Below are 16,624 nucleotides of genomic sequence, written 5' to 3'. Positions count from 1 at the left end.
CCAAGGCGCGGGAAACATGAACATGATTGATCTTCGGCGTATTACCTCTCCCAGAGTAGCTGGGGCGGACGAGTATCTGCGAAGAACATTGCTGTCGCTGGCAATGAGATGGGATGGTGCCGACGAGATGCGTCATCACCGGCGGCTCGGCAGCAGCGACGATCTGCTCGCGGCGCAAAGATACCTCGCCAGGGGCAACAGGGGCCTTGTCCCAACCGACAGGATATTCCTGGCGAACGGCACGTGGAACGTGTTGCTCATCCTTCTCGAGACGCTGGTCGGGCGGGGCAACTCGATTGCGGTTGAAGCGTCTACCTACTCCCAGGTACGCGACGCGGCGAACATCCTCGGAATTCGCCTCGTGCCGGTTTCGCTCGACGCCGACGGGCTGATTCCTGAAGCGTTTGACAAGGCGTGTCATGTTCACCAGCCCAAACTCCTCTACTGCGTGCCGAACGCGCAAAATCCGACCGCATGCACAATTCCATCGGGCAGGCGGGCTCAGATCGCTGAAATCGCGCGCCGCCATGATGTGGTGATCCTCGAGGACGACCCGCAGGGCCTCGTTCGCGAAGATTTCCCGCCGGGCTTTTCCGACATTGCTCCGGATATTTCATGGACAGTGATGGGATTGTCGAAGTGCTTTTTCGTCGGTGCGCGGATCGCGTACGTCGTCGCACCTGACAGGGCCGCAATCGAGCAGGTCATGTCGCGATTTGGTGCGATGGCAATGTGGTATGCGTCCGTTCCTTCTGCCGCCATGGCAACCCGCGCCATTCTGGAGGGCGCAGCCGACGATCTGCTTCAGGCAATACGCCTCGAAGCAGGACGACGACGCGAACTTGTGGTGAAGCTGATGCCCGGGATCTCCGCTTCCTGCATCGGCGCATTGCATGTCTGGTTGAAGAGCGATGTCCTTTCAGGTGATGAACTTGTCGACAAGGCCCGAATGGAGGGCGTGCTGGTACGAAGTGGCTCTGAATTCGCAGTTGAGAAGACGAACTGTCTGGACGGAATTCGGGTTTCTCTTGCCGACGTTTCGCCCGGATCGCTGGAGGAAGGCCTTGCCCGCCTTGCACGAATAATCGGCCCGGACCGGTGTGGTGGCGCGATGCAGGCCGTAAAGCCATAAATCTGCCGGCCGGATGGCCGGCCAGACAGGTCAATGGGCTTGATACTACAACCATTATGACGCCATGTGCTGGGCGCGATTTCATAGGTCGCTATCGGAGATATCTAATGAAGCGTCTCGCGATCTTCCTGGACGGCACCTGGAATACGCTGAACAACAATACGAACGTTTGGCGCCTGAAATCGCTGACCGCCGAGACCGCCGACCAGCGTGTCTACTATTCGCAGGGCGTCGGCACCCGGCGTGGCGAATCGGCGCGAGGCGGCGTCACCGGGTGGGGTATCGACGACGAAATCATCGAAGCTTACACGTGGCTCATCCAGAACTTCGACGATGGCGACGAGATATTCATTTTCGGTTTCAGCCGTGGAGCGTATACGGCACGCAGCCTGTCGGGGCTGATCTGCAAATGCGGTATCCTCCGGCTTGGCGCGCCGCTGTCCATCGAGCAGCTATATGCCCGGTATCGAATCTACGATGCCCCGACTATCAGGTCCCTGCTAGATAAGCCGTTGCCGGACGATGCTTCCCTCGAGGAGCGCTGGCTGACGACCTATTCGCGTCCCACCAAGGTCAAGTTCGTCGGCGTATGGGACACTGTCGGTTCGCTCGGCCTTCCGGTGTGGAGCATGGCGGCCAAGGTCCGCAAATATCGGTTTCTCGACACGCACCTACGGCTCGACAACGAGTACGCCTTCCACGCGCTTGCGCTGGACGAGCACCGCAGGAACTTCGAGCCGACGTTCTGGACCAGGACCGACAGAGCAGGGCACGAAGGAGCGGCCGTGCGGCAGATCGACAAGGTCGAGCAGCGTTGGTTCGTCGGTGCTCATGCCAATGTGGGCGGCGGCTACGCCAGCGACCCGCTCGCGCAGCGGCCCCTGAAGTGGCTGATGGAGAAAGCGGCTGGCCTGGGGCTCATTTTCCGTGACGCGGTCTCTGTCGACGTCTCGCAGGTCGCGCCGCCGGTCACGGATTCCTATCGCGTGTTCGCTTGGGGTCTCTACCGTTTCGTGTCGCGGCGTTTCTTTCGGCCCCTCGGTTTGGCTCCGGACAAAGGGTCGCAGGCCACAACCTCCCGCATCAACGAGACCGTTGACGGTTCGGTCTTCGACCGATGGCGTGCCGATGAGTTCTACCGTCCGGAGAACTTGGCATCTTGGGCGAAGGCGAGGGGCGTTGATCCCGCCGGGCTCGCCGGCGCGGTCCGCGCAGACGATCCGAAGGTAAGTGTGCCTTGATGCTCAACATCCTGAGAATGGACGTCTCGACGGACCTGCTGCGCAAGATGGCGAAGGAGGAGCGCTGCCTCTTCCTCGCGCTCGGCCATGCTTCGAACCAGGTGAACGCGCTGTGGAAGCTGGTGATCGTCTTGACCAACGGCGACGAGAACGATCCCGTGAAGCAACGTCTGGAGGGCGCGCAGACCCAGATCTTCGTCAGGCTGACGATAGGCGCGATGTGGGAAGCCTGGCGGCTGGTCGACGACCGTTTCCTGAGACGTCCGCTCGGCAACGAGTTTCTGCCGACACTCGATCGCCCGGCGGCCGATGCGCTGGACCGGCTGAAGAAGCGCTTTGGCAAAGGGAGCGGTCTTTCGACGATCCGTAACAATTACGCATTCCATCATCCGGGGATCGACGATATCGACGCGGCGTTCGAAAAGGCGGCGAGCGAAAGCGATAGCGAGCAGGCGGACTGGGCGGCCTATTTTAACAAGGCTCTGCTGAACACATTCTTCTTCGTTTCCGACTACGTCTTCGCCCATGGTATGGCCGATGCGCTGTCCGAACCGGACGTGAATGAGGCCCATCGCCAGCTTCTCGGCGAGATGGCGCCGGTCGCGAACGATCTGTCGCAATTCACGTTCGGTTTCGCTTCCGCGATCTTCCGGCGCTATGTCGGCGACGAATTGACGATGACGTTGGTGGCGAAGGTCGAGAATGCCCAGGACATCGACGATCTGAGATTTCCGTTCCTTGTCGAGACAACGGGTCTGCGGAACGGTTGATATCGCCGGTGCAAAGACCGAGCTGCAAGAGACTGTTGGTCGGCCCAGGAGCGTCCCTTCGACGCCAGGGAAGGCATCCTAGGTTTCGCGCTCTTCGGCTTCGCGCTTTTGCTGCTCGTCCCTCGCGCGATCGCGCTTTTCGACCCCTCTGTCGCGCCGCCGTTTGCGTTTTGACCGTGGCGCCTGATGAACGACGCCGGGGCCGGTGGACACCATGGTCTTCACGCTGACGTTCTTCAATTCTCGCATTTTTCTTGTCGCGGTGACCCCTTCCGCGCGTGCTGCTTGAAGAAGGTTATAGATATCCTCGCCGCGGATGCTCGTGCCGGGGTCGGCCATGATGATGGTGTCGAGCTTGATCGGGGCGCGGTCAGCTTCCTCTTCGCTGGTGCCGGACCGGGCCTGCGTGACAAGCGCCTCGAGCTTGGACTCGTGGAACACTTCGCTCATGCCCGCCCCGCCAGCCAGCCGCCGGTGAACCTTGCCGGGGTGAGCACGCATGAACTCCAGGAAGCCAGCGTCCGCCTCGGATAGTGGCAGATGGTAATCATTGTAGCGAACGAACGGTTTGCCATCGACATACATCTGGAAGTGCCAATGGGGCTTCTTCGAGTGATCGCCGCCGCCGTCGTGACCGGAAAGATCGGTCTCCCCGCAAGAGAACGACCACTCCAAATTCTTGTATTTGACGGTGAGCTCGAGCAGTTTGCCCGTGCCCTCAGCGGCGAGATCGTTAATGTTCTGGGCGAAGGCTTCCTCGTTGGCGACCCAGCGCACGTAGTTTTCGAGGGAGCTCCAGCTCAGGTCCGTCGCCAGCTGTTCGATGTGTTCTTTGCGGACCCCGTCCGGTTTCAGAAGCCAATGCCGGCATGGCTTATTGGCGTCAAAGCTTACCAAGGCACTGCCGCAAAAGCTGCATGAGCCCGCTCTGAACGCCTCGCGGAACGCCTTGTGCTGCGCCATGGCCTCCTTCCGGTTCAGTTCATTGACGCGGTCGATCTCTGACCTTGGAAGGCTCGCCATGAACTGTGCGAACGTCTGCGCGCTGGGTCCGGAGGTTTTTATCATCGGCTGCACATGGTCAGGTTTGTCGAGGAAGACGCGATCTCATAACACAGCGCGAAGCGAACTTGTATACAAAGCGCCGCTAACCTCGACTTTCCGTAGTTTCCTGATCAAGGGGGTCATGGCTTCAGTACCGATCGCGTGAATGCTCGATAACAGACGCTCCTCGCGCCGACGGCTATGTGCCGACTGGCGAGTCGGCTCACCAGGACCTACTGGATCAGATGTCAGCCGCAATCGACGGCAAACGTCCTGCCTTGCCTGGCAAGGGCTTCCGTCACGTCGCCCGGCATCGGTACGGGTTTGATCTTGATCCGCGAAAAGTCGACGAGGACCTCGCAAGAGTACGCGCAGCGTTTCCGGCGTTCGTCAAAGCCGTGACCTGCCTTGAGCGAATGATGACGGCTGCGAAGAAGGCTGATGATGAGCCTTCTGGGTCGTCTTGCACTCTCTGGAGTTGGCTGCTGCGCAATGTAACTGCGCTGCAGCGGCGGCCCCTGCCGCAGCCGCACTGCCAGCCAGATCCTCGGCATCTCACTGCAGCGCCGGTCGAAATGCGTCCCCTAATCCCCCTGCAAGTCGTTGGAATCGCATGCGCTGAATTTCTCGCGTTGAGGCGACGGCGCCAAGCAAAGTACGCCCCTAACGAAAGTCATGGTCCCGATTGACCTAAGCCGCAACACTTCCACTCGCGGAAATCAGCAAATCCGCCGGAATATGGAACCGTTCGCGCAGACGCTTCACCATCGTCATGCTCAATTCGCGCTTGCCGGACATGACCTCACCGACGCGACTCGCAGTGCCCAGAAGCGGCACAAGATCAGCGCGCGTCAAACCATGTTGTTCCACCAGATAGACCAGCAAGTCCGGCAACGGCGGCGCTTTGCGCGGCCAGCGTGCGCGTTCATACGCCTCGATAAGGCGAGCTTGCGCTACCATGCGCGCTCGATCGGCAGCCTCGTTCGATTGCATCAGCTTGCCGACAAGCGCCTTGGCCGCCTCATGATCGGCCTGGTTCTGGATAATTATCAATGTTGCCTTCATCACACCGTCTCCGCGCCCACCTTGTCATAGTCTTCATGACTGCCGAAAAAGCGGATCATCGATACACCATCACGATACTACAGGACTCGATCTTCTGTTCCAGCGTGGATGGCCACAACATTCCTCCCGAGGATTTCAACGCCTACATCAAGAACCAGATCGAAACGCCGAATCTGGTCATCCTTTTGATGACGCCCGCCTACATGGAGAGCCTGTATTGCTTGATGGAGCTCGGTGCCGCCTGGGTGCAGAGCAGTAAGAGCCTTCCGATCGTCGTGCCGCCCGTCGCTTTCGACGTGGTGACGAAGACTCTGGACTTGAGGCAGGCCTGGAAGATCGACGCCACGAACGGCTCATCGACGTCAAGACCCTCGTTCAGTCATCAGTATCGAGCCAGGAGAAGAGGTCCGGGCACGTTTGGGAGGATAAACGCCCTCTGTGGGGAGCGGACATCAAGAAGGCCGTTTCGAAGCTGCAGCAGGCTACCAAGGTCGACGCAGCCGTCCACAAGGAAGTGCTTTCGCAGGTGAAGGAAGGCGAAGAAGAGATCGAGCAGCTTAGGGAGGCGCTCACGCGTGCGGACCGCTACGGGGAGCTCGCGAAACTGAAGGATAAGAAAGAGGTCGCTGCCCTCGAAAAGAACGAGCCTGGCAATCAGAACCTGGAAACGCAGTTCGAGGAACTGATCGAAGCCGTCAAGAACACCAGACCATCGGGGTACAAGATCGTCGACAAGCATATCATCCTGGACCGCTACGGGCGCGCAGGGACCATCGACTGGTACGGTTATAAGGAGGAGTTTGAAGACGCGAGAAAATACGGTCTGCTGGCGGCGGACAGTGATCACGTCGACTGGAGCCGCATCAAGGTGAAGGTCTTTGTGAATGCGATCAAGGCAGTCCAGGAGTTCCTCGAATCCGAGGAGGGGCGGCATGGTCCAGGCAGCAGGACGACGACGTCCCGACCGATCCTGACGACCTCAATTTTTGGGAATACCATCTCGACATCTGACCGAATGTGGTCGTCCTGGGAAGGTCGGCTGCCGCGGCAAGCTCGATCGGTTCGAGCTGGTAATTTAACGACTTATGGGCTTCGACCCGGTCCTAAAGTAAAAGGAGGCCAATCGACCCGTTCTGGTCGCCCTATCTTCAGGGGTGGAGGTGAGCAATATCAGTGACTTGATCGCCCTGCTTTTATTGTGTGGGCATAATGAGGCGCCGCGCACGCAAATGACCGTCGCAGCGGCATCCTTTCGGTAATGCCTTCGGATGAACCATGGCGCGACTGGCTGCGGCAGTCGTCACGCCCGGGCTGTTGCCAAGACGCGCTACGCCTTGAAGGCGGTTGCGAACGGGACGGCGGAAATTGCGATGAGGGATGTCGTGCCGCAGCTCGTCGCTGCCTGAGCTCCTCGACCCTATTCCGGAATAGCTGCGGGCCCTTCGTGTTGCCGCACGGACTACAACGACCCGGCAGCACATTGCCGAAGCGGGTGCTGCCGCTCGATCGCCTCCTGATCGGCAGCGCCCGTTCTACAAGAACCTGCCTAGAAGAAGATGTTCGTTGACACGGAGAAATTCAGGGCATGTCCGATCTGCGGGGTGTACGTAATGCTGGTCGGATTGTTGATGTAGGTCAGTCCTACGCTTGTATAGACTCCCGCTGCGAGATGGGCGGTGTAAGTGACCGCGATTGCCTGACTGTCCCGATGAACGAGCTTTCCTTTCGCCAGCGCGGCGTCGACCGCCAGCTTGCTCCACACCGTGTCAGTCGCGACGATGGAAATTTGATCGGTCGGCCGCCAGTCGAAAGGTCCGTTCACATAAAAGCGTAGCTCGTAGTACTGGCTGACCGTATTCAGATCAGGAGGAGCTCCCATGACCGAGAATCCGCCGTAGATGCCACGAGATGCGGAGTCCTGAACATTCGTCTGCAGGAACTGCCTGTCCGCGGCGATGTAATAGAAGGTGTTCGGATCGGTTCTCTGTTGATTTGGAAGCGCCAGACTTTTGTAGCTGCTGGTGTTGTAACCTGCGCCCGCCCTCAGCCAGGTCTGCGGCGAGCCTGGAGCAGCCTTGTTCAGATAGCCGGTTTCATCAAGGTAGAGAACGCCGGCATGCGTCGTGCTCCAGTTCAGGCCCGTGGGGTTCTCGGTGATCTGGGTAAAGAGCCCGTCCGGACTGTCAGCACGCTGGAAGGACACCTTGGTGTACAGGTGATCATCGAAATTGTACTTCAGGTTGAGAGCCGGGGTTGGTGCCGGGGCGGCGCTCAGGCCTCCCTGGAAAAGTATGCTCGACGAGGGACCGAAAACATTTGATCCCGCATTTCCGCCAACCACCGTGCCGGCGAATTCATGTGAATTCCTGAGATAGCCGACCTTGAGTTCGAGCTTCCTGTCCCAGAAAGTCTGATAGTACGAAATCGTGTTGATGCCCAGTCGATCCGGCCCGCCAGGTTGCCATGTCCAGGATTGCTCCTCGGCACCCACGACGATCTGGCCGTCCGGAATACCATATCGACTGAGGTCATAGGTCACCCACATGTAGTTTACGGTGCTGAACGTCGGATTCTGTCCGTTGTAGAGCTGGTTCGCGATGGTGCTTCTGGCCGAATTCGGCAAGAGATTGTTTGTGTAGGTGACCTGTGACCACAGCAGATAACCGATGCCGACTTCGGCCAGCGCAGATCTCACGCCGCCGGCATCCTGAACCACCGTATCGGCCGGACCTGGTATGTTGACGACCAGTCCCTTTTCACGGAGGTTCTGGAATTTTGCGAACGGATCGGGCTTCTTTTGAATCGTGTAACTGTCCGCAACTTCATTTGCCTTGCGCCGTTGAACGCCGGTCTGCAATCGCGATGCCGAAGCGGCGCCTGCTTTCTTCCGGTGATGATCGGCTCCCGGGACCGACTCTGTTTTCGTGAGCGCTCGCTTCCCGGCCTCATCCTGAGGATCGCTTTTCCGGTCCTGAACGCTGGCTGCCTGTGCCGACAGCGGGTTGCAGACAAGCCACGCTGCTGTCGACAGCGCGATGGCGAGGCCGCCCTGTTTGGTGACTGGTCGAAACCGGACTTTGTCTGCAGCCACGTACAGCGGCTCACTGTGATGCACGTGCCGAACGTTTGCGCCCGTAGCACGGTCTTTGATGCTGACTCGCATAATACCCCCGAACAGATAGGACCCTTGGCGCGTGATCCATCGCATCCGGAGCGCTACAAATGGATGACTATAATCAACTAATTCGATGCGAACTCCGGAAGATGCGATGGTTCGGGAAGCCTGCAAACAAGCGACATCAGGCCAGGCGCGACGATCCTGTCCCGACGCAGGCAGATCTGTTCCTGCGCGTTGTCTCCATGCAATCCGAACTATGCAGATCGCGGCCGTGAGCTTCTGTCACGCCCGGTCTGACGGGTGAAGTTGAGTCCGGCATGCAGGACAGGCGTGAGACGCTTTACTTGATCCTCGTTGAGTCTGCCGGTGCGCGTTCTGGTGTTCTCACGGAGCCGGCGTCAGTTCATCAGCGCTTGCCCGGATCGGCGCTCCTGATCTTGCTGCAACCGGCCGGATGGTGGCGCAGCTCACAGTTGCATGTGAGCCGGACGGCGGGCGCGAACGACAGAAAGCCTTGCGCCTGAGAGGAGCCGGCGAGGCGCGGAACGAGCAACGCGTCACAGGCCCTGATTGCCAGCCATCGGACGTCAGGGTGAAGAGGCAGAGATGACCCGATGGCGAGCCGTGTTAAAGATCGCCTTCTGTGGCGCGCTTCTGCGATGGGGCGCGCAGGCTTTAATGCGCCTGAAGTCTGCGGCCAGGTGGATGGCCGCTCGCGGGCCGGAGTGATCAACGATGTTCGTGAACGCGCGCAATCGTGAAGACCGCTTCGGCCGCCAGTCCTGATTTGTGATGCGTGCACGGAACAGCAGTTCGAAAACGGGCTTTGGCCGACCTCGCCCACCTCTGTTCGTAATCGACCTTTCCGATGTGCGGAATGCGCCACGCGATTCTGCAGCCGCGGTATCGGGCTTCCTGCGTCAGGCGATTCTGACAGCCCGCACCTGGCCTGCATACTGCATCGCTCCGGATCCGGAATGCGATAACGCAAACGCAGCGTGCGTCTGTAGCGGCCGGCGCAACGCGTATGTCGGACTGCGATGGAAGGAGGCCGGACGCATTTCGGGAACAACGACGTCCGCATGCAAGTGAAAGATCATGGCGAGTGGTCCGGAGCTCTCGCAAACTCTGGAGCAGCAGTCCAGTGATCCGTAGCAGTCGCGACGGCTTCGATCCTTGAACCCGGGGCGGGGCGCAGCAACAGGATGGAGGCACGATGCGCATCTGCGGTATCAAATTGACACATGATGGAGCAATCGCCCTCGTCGAGGACGGGCGCCTTGTCTTCTGTATTGAGCAGGAAAAGCGGGGTAACAATCCGCGCTACCTGCACATTGGCAATCTGGATGACATTGTCGTCGCCCTGGCCACGCAGGGTCTTGGTACGAAGGACATCGATGAGTACGTCATCGACGGCTGGCCCGGTGACCCGCAGACGCGGTTCGATGTCGTCAGTGGCAACAAGCCTGTCACTCTCAAGGCGGCGCCCTATCTTGAGCCGTACGCCGGCGGTCTGCTGGCTGCATGCGAAAGCTCGGGCCTGATGCTCGGTCGCGAAGTCCTGCCTTACAGCAGCTACCCGCATGTGACAGGGCATCTTGCATCGGCTTATTGCACCAGCCCGTTTGCGCAGACAGGAGAACCCGCCGTCTGTCTTGTGTGGGACGGCGGCATACCTCCGCGTCTTTATCATGTAGAGCGCCACGAGGCCCGCTTTGTTGAATCGCTGTTTCCGGTGATCGGACATGCCTATGTACTGGCCGGCCACAAGTTTGGCCCCTACAAGAGATCGAACCGCTCCGGAGGGGGAGACCGCAGCATTGCCGGCAAGGTGATGGCCTATATCGCGCTCGGGTCCCTTGATGAAGCGGTCGTGGCGATATTTCAGGAGCTTTACGAGGAGCGTGTTGCGGCGGACGACAGGCTCGGTCGCAATTACCGCGGGGAGGTCGGAAGCATAGATTATGCGCTTGCAGCGTGGCACGACCTCCTCGAGGTCAGCATCGCAAGGCTGAGGGATCACTCGCCTGAGAATGTGCTCGCATCATTTCATTGTTTCCTCGAGCGTATGCTCGTCCGCGAGATGACGGTCTTCCTGCAACGGAATTCGTGTCTGCCAGGGATCCGAAATCTGTGCATTGCCGGCGGTTGCGGTCTCAACATCAAATGGAATACGACGCTGCGTGCGTCAGGCCTGTTCGATTCTGTCTGGGTGCCGCCGTTTCCCAACGACAGCGGCTCGGCAATCGGTGCTGCCTGCTCCGCCCTGGCGACAGACAGGGGCTTCGTGCCGCTGGAGTGGTCCGTCTATAGCGGTCCGGCCCTGCTGCGCGGCGATGTACCACCCGAATGGGAGGCGTCGCCCTGCAGCATGCAGGAACTTGCCACCGTCCTGGCAGACGACCACCCCGTGGTCTTCCTTGACGGTCGGGCGGAGCTCGGACCGAGAGCTCTGGGGGGCAGGAGCATTCTTGCTGCCGCGACCTCTGCAGGGATGAAGAACCATCTCAACGACATCAAACGGCGGGAGCATTTCCGACCCGTGGCGCCGGTTTGCCTTGAGGATCGGGCACCGGAATTTTTCAGCCCCGGAACGCCGGACCGCTACATGCTTTTCGAGCACCGGACGCTGGCTGAATTGCGAAACAGGATTCCTGCCGTCGTGCATCTCGACGGGTCCGCGCGATTGCAGACGGTGCCCCGGGAATCCCGGCACACGATCGCCAGGCTTCTCGTCGAGTATGAAAGCCTTACGGGACTTCCGCTGCTCTGCAATACGAGCGCCAATCACCACGGATGTGGCTTCTTTCCCGACGTTGCAGCCGCCTGCCGGTGGGGACGTGTCGGACACATATGGAGCGAGGGCCTGCTCTGGACCAGGACCCGGGCGAGCGAAATGTGCCATTCCGGGTAGGGCGATTGCGCATTCCTCGCCTGGTGGGCTCAATCAGAACGCGTCATGAATGACGTGACCTCGATTGATCGCCCTGATGCTGGCTGGCCAGCGCAACAATCTGTTTTCGAACCTGCATGGAAAGTTGCCGCGGAGCTCCGTCGGCACGTCTGCAGGACTACACCGGAAATCGGCCGGCTCTCGCTCAAAGGCTTTTGCTTCGGGATCGGTATCCAATCAAGGTCGTGATGTGACCCCGGTCCATGAAAGAGCCCGACGGCGAGTGCGACAGCAAAAGCTGACGGATGCGCGTCAAAAACCCGTCGCGACGGGGGCCCAAGGTGCCCGGTGCGCCCATTGCGGTCGAGGACAGCCAGCCAAGAAGGTCATCAATGATCCAGTGATACTGGTAGTAGTGGCGAAGTTCTGTGATTTCGTTGAAATCGGAAGCACCAAGGACTTCCCGATGCGATCCTGTCAGCCTTGGCCGTACGCCTCCGGGACCGGCGGGCAGGCTTCCGCCCCAGAAGTCGGTAATGTCGTTCACCATTGCATCATACCATTCTCCCGGTTCGGAATGCTCCCGCACGCGATCGATGATCGCGACGCATCCATCAGGTTTCACGACTTGTGACAGCGTTGCCAGTGTCGCGGCTCGATCCATCCAGTGGAAGGAGAGGGCAATGGTTGCGAGGTCAAATGATGAGGGGGCCAATTGCAGGTTCTCGGACGTCGACACGAGGAAGTCCAGATTGTTGACTCCACGTGTGTTTGCCATTCGCCTGCCTTCCTCGACCATTTCGCTGCTGGGATCGACGGAAAACACGTGTCCCACGGATTGCGCCAGGGGAAGGCCGATCTGTCCCGTGCCGGCACCAAGATCGAGTACACGAGTACTGGTGGTGAGGCGGCAAAGCCGGATCAACGATCTGAAGACATCCTCCGGATAGGGTACCGCGTGCCGCGCGTAGTAGGGCGCAGCACCGCTGAATATCTCACTCGCTGCAAACATGACTGCCTCCGGACGTCTGCTCTGGTCCCCGTATGCTCCGCCGCCCTTCGGGCAATCGGGCAGTAACCCGCCGGCCGTGGATCGAAATGTTCGATGTTGCAATTTGCCATTATCGCTATCAGTCGCCGGAAGCGCGGCTGTCCAGGAAGAAGGTTCCTGCTGGTCCGGGACCCCGACCGGCCCGGCAGGCGCCGGATCGTTTTCCCGGGAGACACTGCGACCTTGACGCTGCGGGCTGAAGTGGCTCCGCTCGCCGGCTCCTTCTGCAGCTTGCATCCGGCGGATCGCGTGTGTGAACTGACGGTGGTCAAGGCGATGCTGAGCTTGTATTTCTATCCTGGCTTCCTTTCGAGCGATGCCACGCTTCGCCGGCTGCATCAATTGCTCAACACGGTAGTTGACTGCAGTGCGATCCTCGTCGCTTCGGCAGACGCGACATTCGTTCGCAATCGCCGCGCGGTTTCGTCAACTGACTGCAATGGTGCAATCTCCGGCCAGGCTTTCCGCCGGGCAACACGCGATCAGGTTGTCAGGTGAACAAGTCTGCACCAGCGAATCCCGGTGAGCGGTGTGGCCGGAACGGATCTGCGGGCCTACCAGTGTTCAGCGGTGACGATTTCACGCTTTGTCTTTCAACTGGAGTAATCAGACCGGCAGTGGTTCGACATTTCGATGCACTTGAGCGAGGACATATCCCTCCATCATCTCTGCACGCTTTGTCAGGGAAGCGGCTCGGGGACCAAAATGAATCCGGACGACCTGAGCTGCCGGCCGGCGCGAGCCCCTGGCCCCGATGAACAGCTGACGGGCACCGTGCCGGCGAATCTTCTTCGAACTGGAGACAGGCATGCCAGACAGGGGCGAAATGAAGCTGGGCTTGTTTCTCAACCAGGCAGGATATCACGAAGGCGCATGGCGGGATCCGGACGTACCCGCAAATGGCGGAATCGATATCGAACATTATGCGTCTCTGGCACGGCTCGCCGAAGATGCTGCATTTCACTTCGTCTTCCTGGCCGATACGCCAAGCGTAATGGAACCAGATCCGGCGGCAATAGCCCGTGCGGGCCGCAACGACGGATTCGAGCCGATCACCCTCCTGTCGTCGCTCTCGTCGAGAACCACGAGCATCGGCCTTGTCGCGACTGCGACAACGACCTACCAGCAGCCTTATCATCTTGCACGCATGCTCGCCTCGCTCGACCACATGTCTGGCGGCCGCGCGGCATGGAACGTTGTTACCTCGGGTCACAAGTTCGAGGCCGGCAATTTCGGCCAGCAGGAGCTGCCGGATCACGACGCCCGCTATGCACGCGCGAGAGAGTTCGTCCAGGTCGTCAGGGGACTTTGGGATACATGGGAAGATGATGCTTTCATTCGCAACAAGAAGACGGGCATTTTTGTTGATACGACCAGGCTGCACCCTTTGAATTACCGGGGGCAATTTCTGGCAGTCAGGGGTCCATTGAACGTTGCAAGGCCGCCGCAGGGGTATCCCGTACTGGTCCAGGCCGGCGCATCGGACGCCGGTATGTCGTTCGCTGCAGAATTCGCCGAGGTCGTATTCACCGCCCAGCCGCTTCTGGAGGGCGGCAAGAGGTTCTACGCAACGATCAGAAAGAAAGCGCGCGCGCTCGGGCGGGAAGAGGACGAGGTGCTGGTCATGCCGGGCCTTGTCCCGATCGTCGGGAGAACGAAGCAGGAGGCCTCCGGGATTCTCCGAAGGCTGCAGGATTATACGCACATCGACACCCGGATTGGACTGGCGGATCGCGTACTGGGCTCCGTTGTGGATCTGCGCGCGATCGATTTTGACGCCAGGGTCCCCGCGGCCTTGCCGCAGACAAATCTCGTCCAGAGCCGGCAGAAACTGCTCCTCGAGGTGGCGGCAAGGCAGAACATGACCTGGCGGCAGCTGATCGACTTCATATCGGACAGCAAGGGCCACCTGATGATCGTGGGGACACCGGACGAAATCGCAGATGTCATGACGGAGTTCCTTGATCAGGGGGCGGCCGATGGCTTCAACGTTATGCCGGCGACCGTTCCCGGCGGACTCAGGGACTTCATCGGGCTTGTGGTCCCCGAATTGCGCAGACGCGGACGATTCAGATCCGCCTACTCCGGACAAACCCTGAGAGAGAACATCGGTCTGAAGCGGCCGCCCAACGGGTTCTTGCGCGCAGGCAGAAGCGGACGTCCATGAAGTGACGACTGCTGTTCCGGGGCTGGGAAGCGCGAAGGCGTGAGCGCGACAGGCGGGCGTACGGACCTGCGACGATCAGGGTCTGTATCCGAGCAATGTCGTGATGTAGCCCTGTTCTACAAAGGAGCCCGAGGGTGAGCAGGACAGCAGCAGGCGGCGCATACGCCTCGCAAACTCGTCACGACGAGGACCCAGAGTACCCGGAGCACCGGCAGACGTGGAATAAAGGTAACCCAGAAGATCATCGATGTTCCATTCGTGCTCGTAGTAGTGACGTAGTTCTGTTACTTCATTGAAGGCGGAAGCCTGGAGCATCTCAAGGTGCGACACGGTCATTTGCCGGACGGTCCCGGGACCCGCCGGAAAGCTCCCTCCCCAGAAATCTCTCATTTCGTTCCACATCGCTGTGGTCCATCCGTCGGGCTGCGAACCGCGCCGCTCGCGATCGATCACCGCAACGCACCCGTCCGCCTCCAGCATCCGGCACAGCTTTGCCAGTACCCGCTCTCGCTCCATCCAGTGAAATGAGCTTGCAATCGTCGCAATGTGAAACAAGGGCCCAGGTTCGGGCAGATCTTCAGATCGCGATACGACAAACCGGATGTTCGCAAGTCCTTTTTCCTTCGCCCTTCGCCTGCCTTCCTCGATCATTTCATCATTGGGATCGACGGACAGCACATCCGCAATCGAATGGGCGAGGGGAATGCTGATCTGTCCGGTCCCCGCACCGAGATCGATCGCGCGGCTCCTGTCTGCAAGCCGGCAGACGCGAAATAATGACCGGAACAGATCTTCGGGATAACCGAGCCTGTGTCGCGTGTAGTAGCGCGCCGCTCCGCGAAACAGTTCGCTTGCTTCCGTCATGCGGCCTTCTCCTCGACCTGATCCCGCAACAGCTGCCGTGAAGTGTGCCTGCCGGCGTGGTAACCTCCGCCGACGGGCCGTTGTCAGTCGCGATCAGGCCTTTCGTAAACTGTAATGGTCGAACCGCCGCACAGGGATCAATGACCGCGGGCAGCGGCAGTATCCGGCCAGGCGTTCCGGGCCGAGATGATCTTTGCCAGGATCGCCAGACCGCGTCGCAGATCGTCCTCGTTGCGCGTTTCGCAGTATGACACCCGAAGTCCGTGCATTGCTCCGGTCGGCACCGGTTCAGCCGCAAACTGAAAACCTGGACGCACAAGTACACCCGCCGCCAGAGCCTCGGTCGCCAGGCTCCTCGCGTCCGGTCGGGTCGGGACCCAGACGTGAAGTCCCAGCGGCCCGCCGGCAAGATCAGGCTTTTGCAGGACGTCTGCGGCAATCCGGCGCCGTGAGGCGGCAATCTTCCGGATGCTTGTTGTTGCCTCATGTGCGGTCCTGTTCGCAACGAAGGCCTGGGCAAGTTCAGCGTGCAGTGCAGCCACGAACCACATCGACATCTTGCCGAACTTTTCCATCAGTGCGGTGGCATCCCCTGCTCGCGGAGCCATCAGGAAGGCCACCCGCATTCCCATCACGACCGTCTTGGCCAGCCCCATCACATACCAGGTAAGCTCCGGGACGAGCGTTGCAATCGGAGCTCCCGCATCCTCGACCATCAGTGCCTGTGCGTCATCCTCGATGATGAGAACATTGTATCTTCGCGCTATCGTGGCTATTTCGACGCGTCTTCCGGATGGCATGACGGTCGCCGTGGGGTTCTGCACAGTAGGAATCGTGTAGAGAACCTTGGACGTGTTGATCTTGCGGCAAACATCCTCGAACGCGTCCGGCTTCAACCCTTCACGATCCATCGGTATTCCCCTGATATTGAAGCCGAGAATGCCGGACAGCGCCTGCATGTTGGGGTACGTCATCTCTTCAGTAAGCAATGTGCCGCTTCTGCCCACGAGGTGGTTCAGCAGCAGGAACAGGACATTCAGGGTGCCGTTGGTGACAATCATGCGGTCGATGTCCGGCGTGAATCCGAGGCGCTGGGAGATCCATTCCGCCCCGGTTCGTCGATCCTCCTCTGTTCCGCGCGGCCGGTTTGTCCTCAGAAGTCCTCCGGCGTCGGGACGGTGAACTCGTGCCTCGATGCTGTTTGCGAGCGCGGCCTCCAGGGCCGGAACGACCGGTGGTACCGCTCGTGACAGGTCGATAATGTCCTTTTGCATTGGTG

Annotated in this window: 15 protein-coding genes; 9 read left to right on the top strand and 6 right to left on the bottom strand. The window is 59.9% G+C overall.

Features of this window, described 5'->3' with window-relative positions:
* The first annotated feature begins 16 nt into the window (after positions 1-16).
* The 3 genes from QA635_RS32740 to QA635_RS32730 all read left to right on the top strand — a co-directional run bounded on the left by QA635_RS32740 (position 17) and on the right by QA635_RS32730 (position 3,143).
* A complete protein-coding gene (locus QA635_RS32740) occupies positions 17-1,132 on the top strand; it encodes an aminotransferase-like domain-containing protein (protein ID WP_283063794.1) in 1,116 nt (371 codons plus the stop codon).
* Positions 1,133-1,239: 107 nt separating this feature from the next.
* Positions 1,240-2,373, top strand: coding sequence for a DUF2235 domain-containing protein (locus QA635_RS32735; protein WP_283063793.1), 1,134 nt, complete (start codon positions 1,240-1,242; stop codon positions 2,371-2,373).
* The gene (locus QA635_RS32730; protein ID WP_283063792.1) at positions 2,373-3,143 is read left to right on the top strand and encodes a hypothetical protein; all 771 of its coding nucleotides are present in this window, start codon (positions 2,373-2,375) and stop codon (positions 3,141-3,143) included. The genes QA635_RS32735 and QA635_RS32730 overlap by 1 nt, the downstream gene beginning before the upstream one ends.
* Before the next feature lie 78 nt (positions 3,144-3,221).
* On the opposite strand, the gene QA635_RS32725 is transcribed toward QA635_RS32730, so the two are convergent.
* Positions 3,222-4,211, bottom strand: coding sequence for a hypothetical protein (locus tag QA635_RS32725; protein ID WP_283063791.1), 990 nt, complete (start codon positions 4,209-4,211; stop codon positions 3,222-3,224).
* A gap of 221 nt (positions 4,212-4,432) precedes the next feature.
* Between QA635_RS32725 and QA635_RS41595 the strand changes: the two genes are divergently transcribed.
* Complete coding sequence (locus QA635_RS41595; protein ID WP_341850399.1) at positions 4,433-4,876, top strand: hypothetical protein; 444 nt, start codon at positions 4,433-4,435, stop codon at positions 4,874-4,876.
* Between the two features lies 1 nt (position 4,877).
* Here QA635_RS41595 and QA635_RS32715 read toward each other — a convergent pair whose 3' ends face one another.
* Positions 4,878-5,252: a helix-turn-helix domain-containing protein gene (locus QA635_RS32715; RefSeq protein ID WP_283063789.1), complete on the bottom strand. Its 375-nt coding sequence runs from the start codon at positions 5,250-5,252 to the stop codon at positions 4,878-4,880.
* A gap of 35 nt (positions 5,253-5,287) precedes the next feature.
* On the opposite strand from QA635_RS32715, the gene QA635_RS32710 reads away from it, so the two are divergent.
* Entirely contained in the window at positions 5,288-5,782 is a 495-nt protein-coding gene (locus QA635_RS32710) for a toll/interleukin-1 receptor domain-containing protein (protein WP_283063788.1), read from the top strand.
* A complete protein-coding gene (locus QA635_RS32705) occupies positions 5,779-6,429 on the top strand; it encodes a hypothetical protein (protein ID WP_283063787.1) in 651 nt (216 codons plus the stop codon). Before QA635_RS32710 ends, QA635_RS32705 begins: the two co-directional genes overlap by 4 nt.
* Positions 6,430-6,798: 369 nt before the next feature.
* Here QA635_RS32705 and QA635_RS32700 read toward each other — a convergent pair whose 3' ends face one another.
* The gene (locus QA635_RS32700; RefSeq protein WP_283063786.1) at positions 6,799-8,343 is read right to left on the bottom strand and encodes a carbohydrate porin; all 1,545 of its coding nucleotides are present in this window, start codon (positions 8,341-8,343) and stop codon (positions 6,799-6,801) included.
* A gap of 1,243 nt (positions 8,344-9,586) precedes the next feature.
* Between QA635_RS32700 and QA635_RS32695 the strand changes: the two genes are divergently transcribed.
* Positions 9,587-11,284 carry a carbamoyltransferase N-terminal domain-containing protein gene (locus tag QA635_RS32695; protein ID WP_283063785.1) on the top strand — a complete coding sequence of 566 codons (1,698 nt, stop codon included), beginning with the start codon at positions 9,587-9,589 and terminating at the stop codon, positions 11,282-11,284.
* 184 nt (positions 11,285-11,468) lie between these two features.
* Here QA635_RS32695 and QA635_RS32690 read toward each other — a convergent pair whose 3' ends face one another.
* Positions 11,469-12,275, bottom strand: coding sequence for a class I SAM-dependent methyltransferase (locus QA635_RS32690; RefSeq protein WP_283063784.1), 807 nt, complete (start codon positions 12,273-12,275; stop codon positions 11,469-11,471).
* 93 nt (positions 12,276-12,368) lie between these two features.
* Here QA635_RS32690 and QA635_RS32685 point away from each other — a divergent pair, with 93 nt between their 5' ends.
* Together QA635_RS32685 and QA635_RS32680 are read left to right on the top strand one after the other, a co-directional pair.
* Positions 12,369-12,812 carry a hypothetical protein gene (locus QA635_RS32685; RefSeq protein WP_283063783.1) on the top strand — a complete coding sequence of 148 codons (444 nt, stop codon included), beginning with the start codon at positions 12,369-12,371 and terminating at the stop codon, positions 12,810-12,812.
* A 310-nt stretch (positions 12,813-13,122) separates the two neighbouring features.
* Positions 13,123-14,481, top strand: a complete 1,359-nt coding sequence (locus tag QA635_RS32680; RefSeq protein WP_283063782.1) for an LLM class flavin-dependent oxidoreductase — start codon at positions 13,123-13,125, stop codon at positions 14,479-14,481.
* 75 nt (positions 14,482-14,556) lie between these two features.
* Here QA635_RS32680 and QA635_RS32675 read toward each other — a convergent pair whose 3' ends face one another.
* Both QA635_RS32675 and QA635_RS32670 read right to left on the bottom strand, forming a co-directional pair.
* Complete coding sequence (locus tag QA635_RS32675; protein WP_283063781.1) at positions 14,557-15,345, bottom strand: class I SAM-dependent methyltransferase; 789 nt, start codon at positions 15,343-15,345, stop codon at positions 14,557-14,559.
* 137 nt (positions 15,346-15,482) lie between these two features.
* The gene (locus tag QA635_RS32670) at positions 15,483-16,619 is read right to left on the bottom strand and encodes an aminotransferase-like domain-containing protein (RefSeq protein WP_283063780.1); all 1,137 of its coding nucleotides are present in this window, start codon (positions 16,617-16,619) and stop codon (positions 15,483-15,485) included.
* Positions 16,620-16,624 lie beyond the last annotated feature (5 nt).

This window comes from Bradyrhizobium brasilense (assembly GCF_029714345.1).
GTDB lineage: Bacteria > Pseudomonadota > Alphaproteobacteria > Rhizobiales > Xanthobacteraceae > Bradyrhizobium > Bradyrhizobium australafricanum.
This window is presented reverse-complemented; position numbering and strand designations above follow the sequence as displayed.

Coding starts and splice junctions, on each gene's coding strand:
- QA635_RS32740 (WP_283063794.1), top strand. CDS start 17: ATGAACATGATTGATCTTCGGCGTATTACCTCTCCCAGAGTAGCTGGG.
- QA635_RS32735 (WP_283063793.1), top strand. CDS start 1,240: ATGAAGCGTCTCGCGATCTTCCTGGACGGCACCTGGAATACGCTGAAC.
- QA635_RS32730 (WP_283063792.1), top strand. CDS start 2,373: ATGCTCAACATCCTGAGAATGGACGTCTCGACGGACCTGCTGCGCAAG.
- QA635_RS32725 (WP_283063791.1), bottom strand. CDS start 4,211: ATGATAAAAACCTCCGGACCCAGCGCGCAGACGTTCGCACAGTTCATG.
- QA635_RS41595 (WP_341850399.1), top strand. CDS start 4,433: ATGTCAGCCGCAATCGACGGCAAACGTCCTGCCTTGCCTGGCAAGGGC.
- QA635_RS32715 (WP_283063789.1), bottom strand. CDS start 5,252: ATGAAGGCAACATTGATAATTATCCAGAACCAGGCCGATCATGAGGCG.
- QA635_RS32710 (WP_283063788.1), top strand. CDS start 5,288: ATGACTGCCGAAAAAGCGGATCATCGATACACCATCACGATACTACAG.
- QA635_RS32695 (WP_283063785.1), top strand. CDS start 9,587: ATGCGCATCTGCGGTATCAAATTGACACATGATGGAGCAATCGCCCTC.
- QA635_RS32690 (WP_283063784.1), bottom strand. CDS start 12,275: ATGTTTGCAGCGAGTGAGATATTCAGCGGTGCTGCGCCCTACTACGCG.
- QA635_RS32685 (WP_283063783.1), top strand. CDS start 12,369: ATGTTGCAATTTGCCATTATCGCTATCAGTCGCCGGAAGCGCGGCTGT.
- QA635_RS32680 (WP_283063782.1), top strand. CDS start 13,123: ATGCCAGACAGGGGCGAAATGAAGCTGGGCTTGTTTCTCAACCAGGCA.
- QA635_RS32675 (WP_283063781.1), bottom strand. CDS start 15,345: ATGACGGAAGCAAGCGAACTGTTTCGCGGAGCGGCGCGCTACTACACG.
- QA635_RS32670 (WP_283063780.1), bottom strand. CDS start 16,619: ATGCAAAAGGACATTATCGACCTGTCACGAGCGGTACCACCGGTCGTT.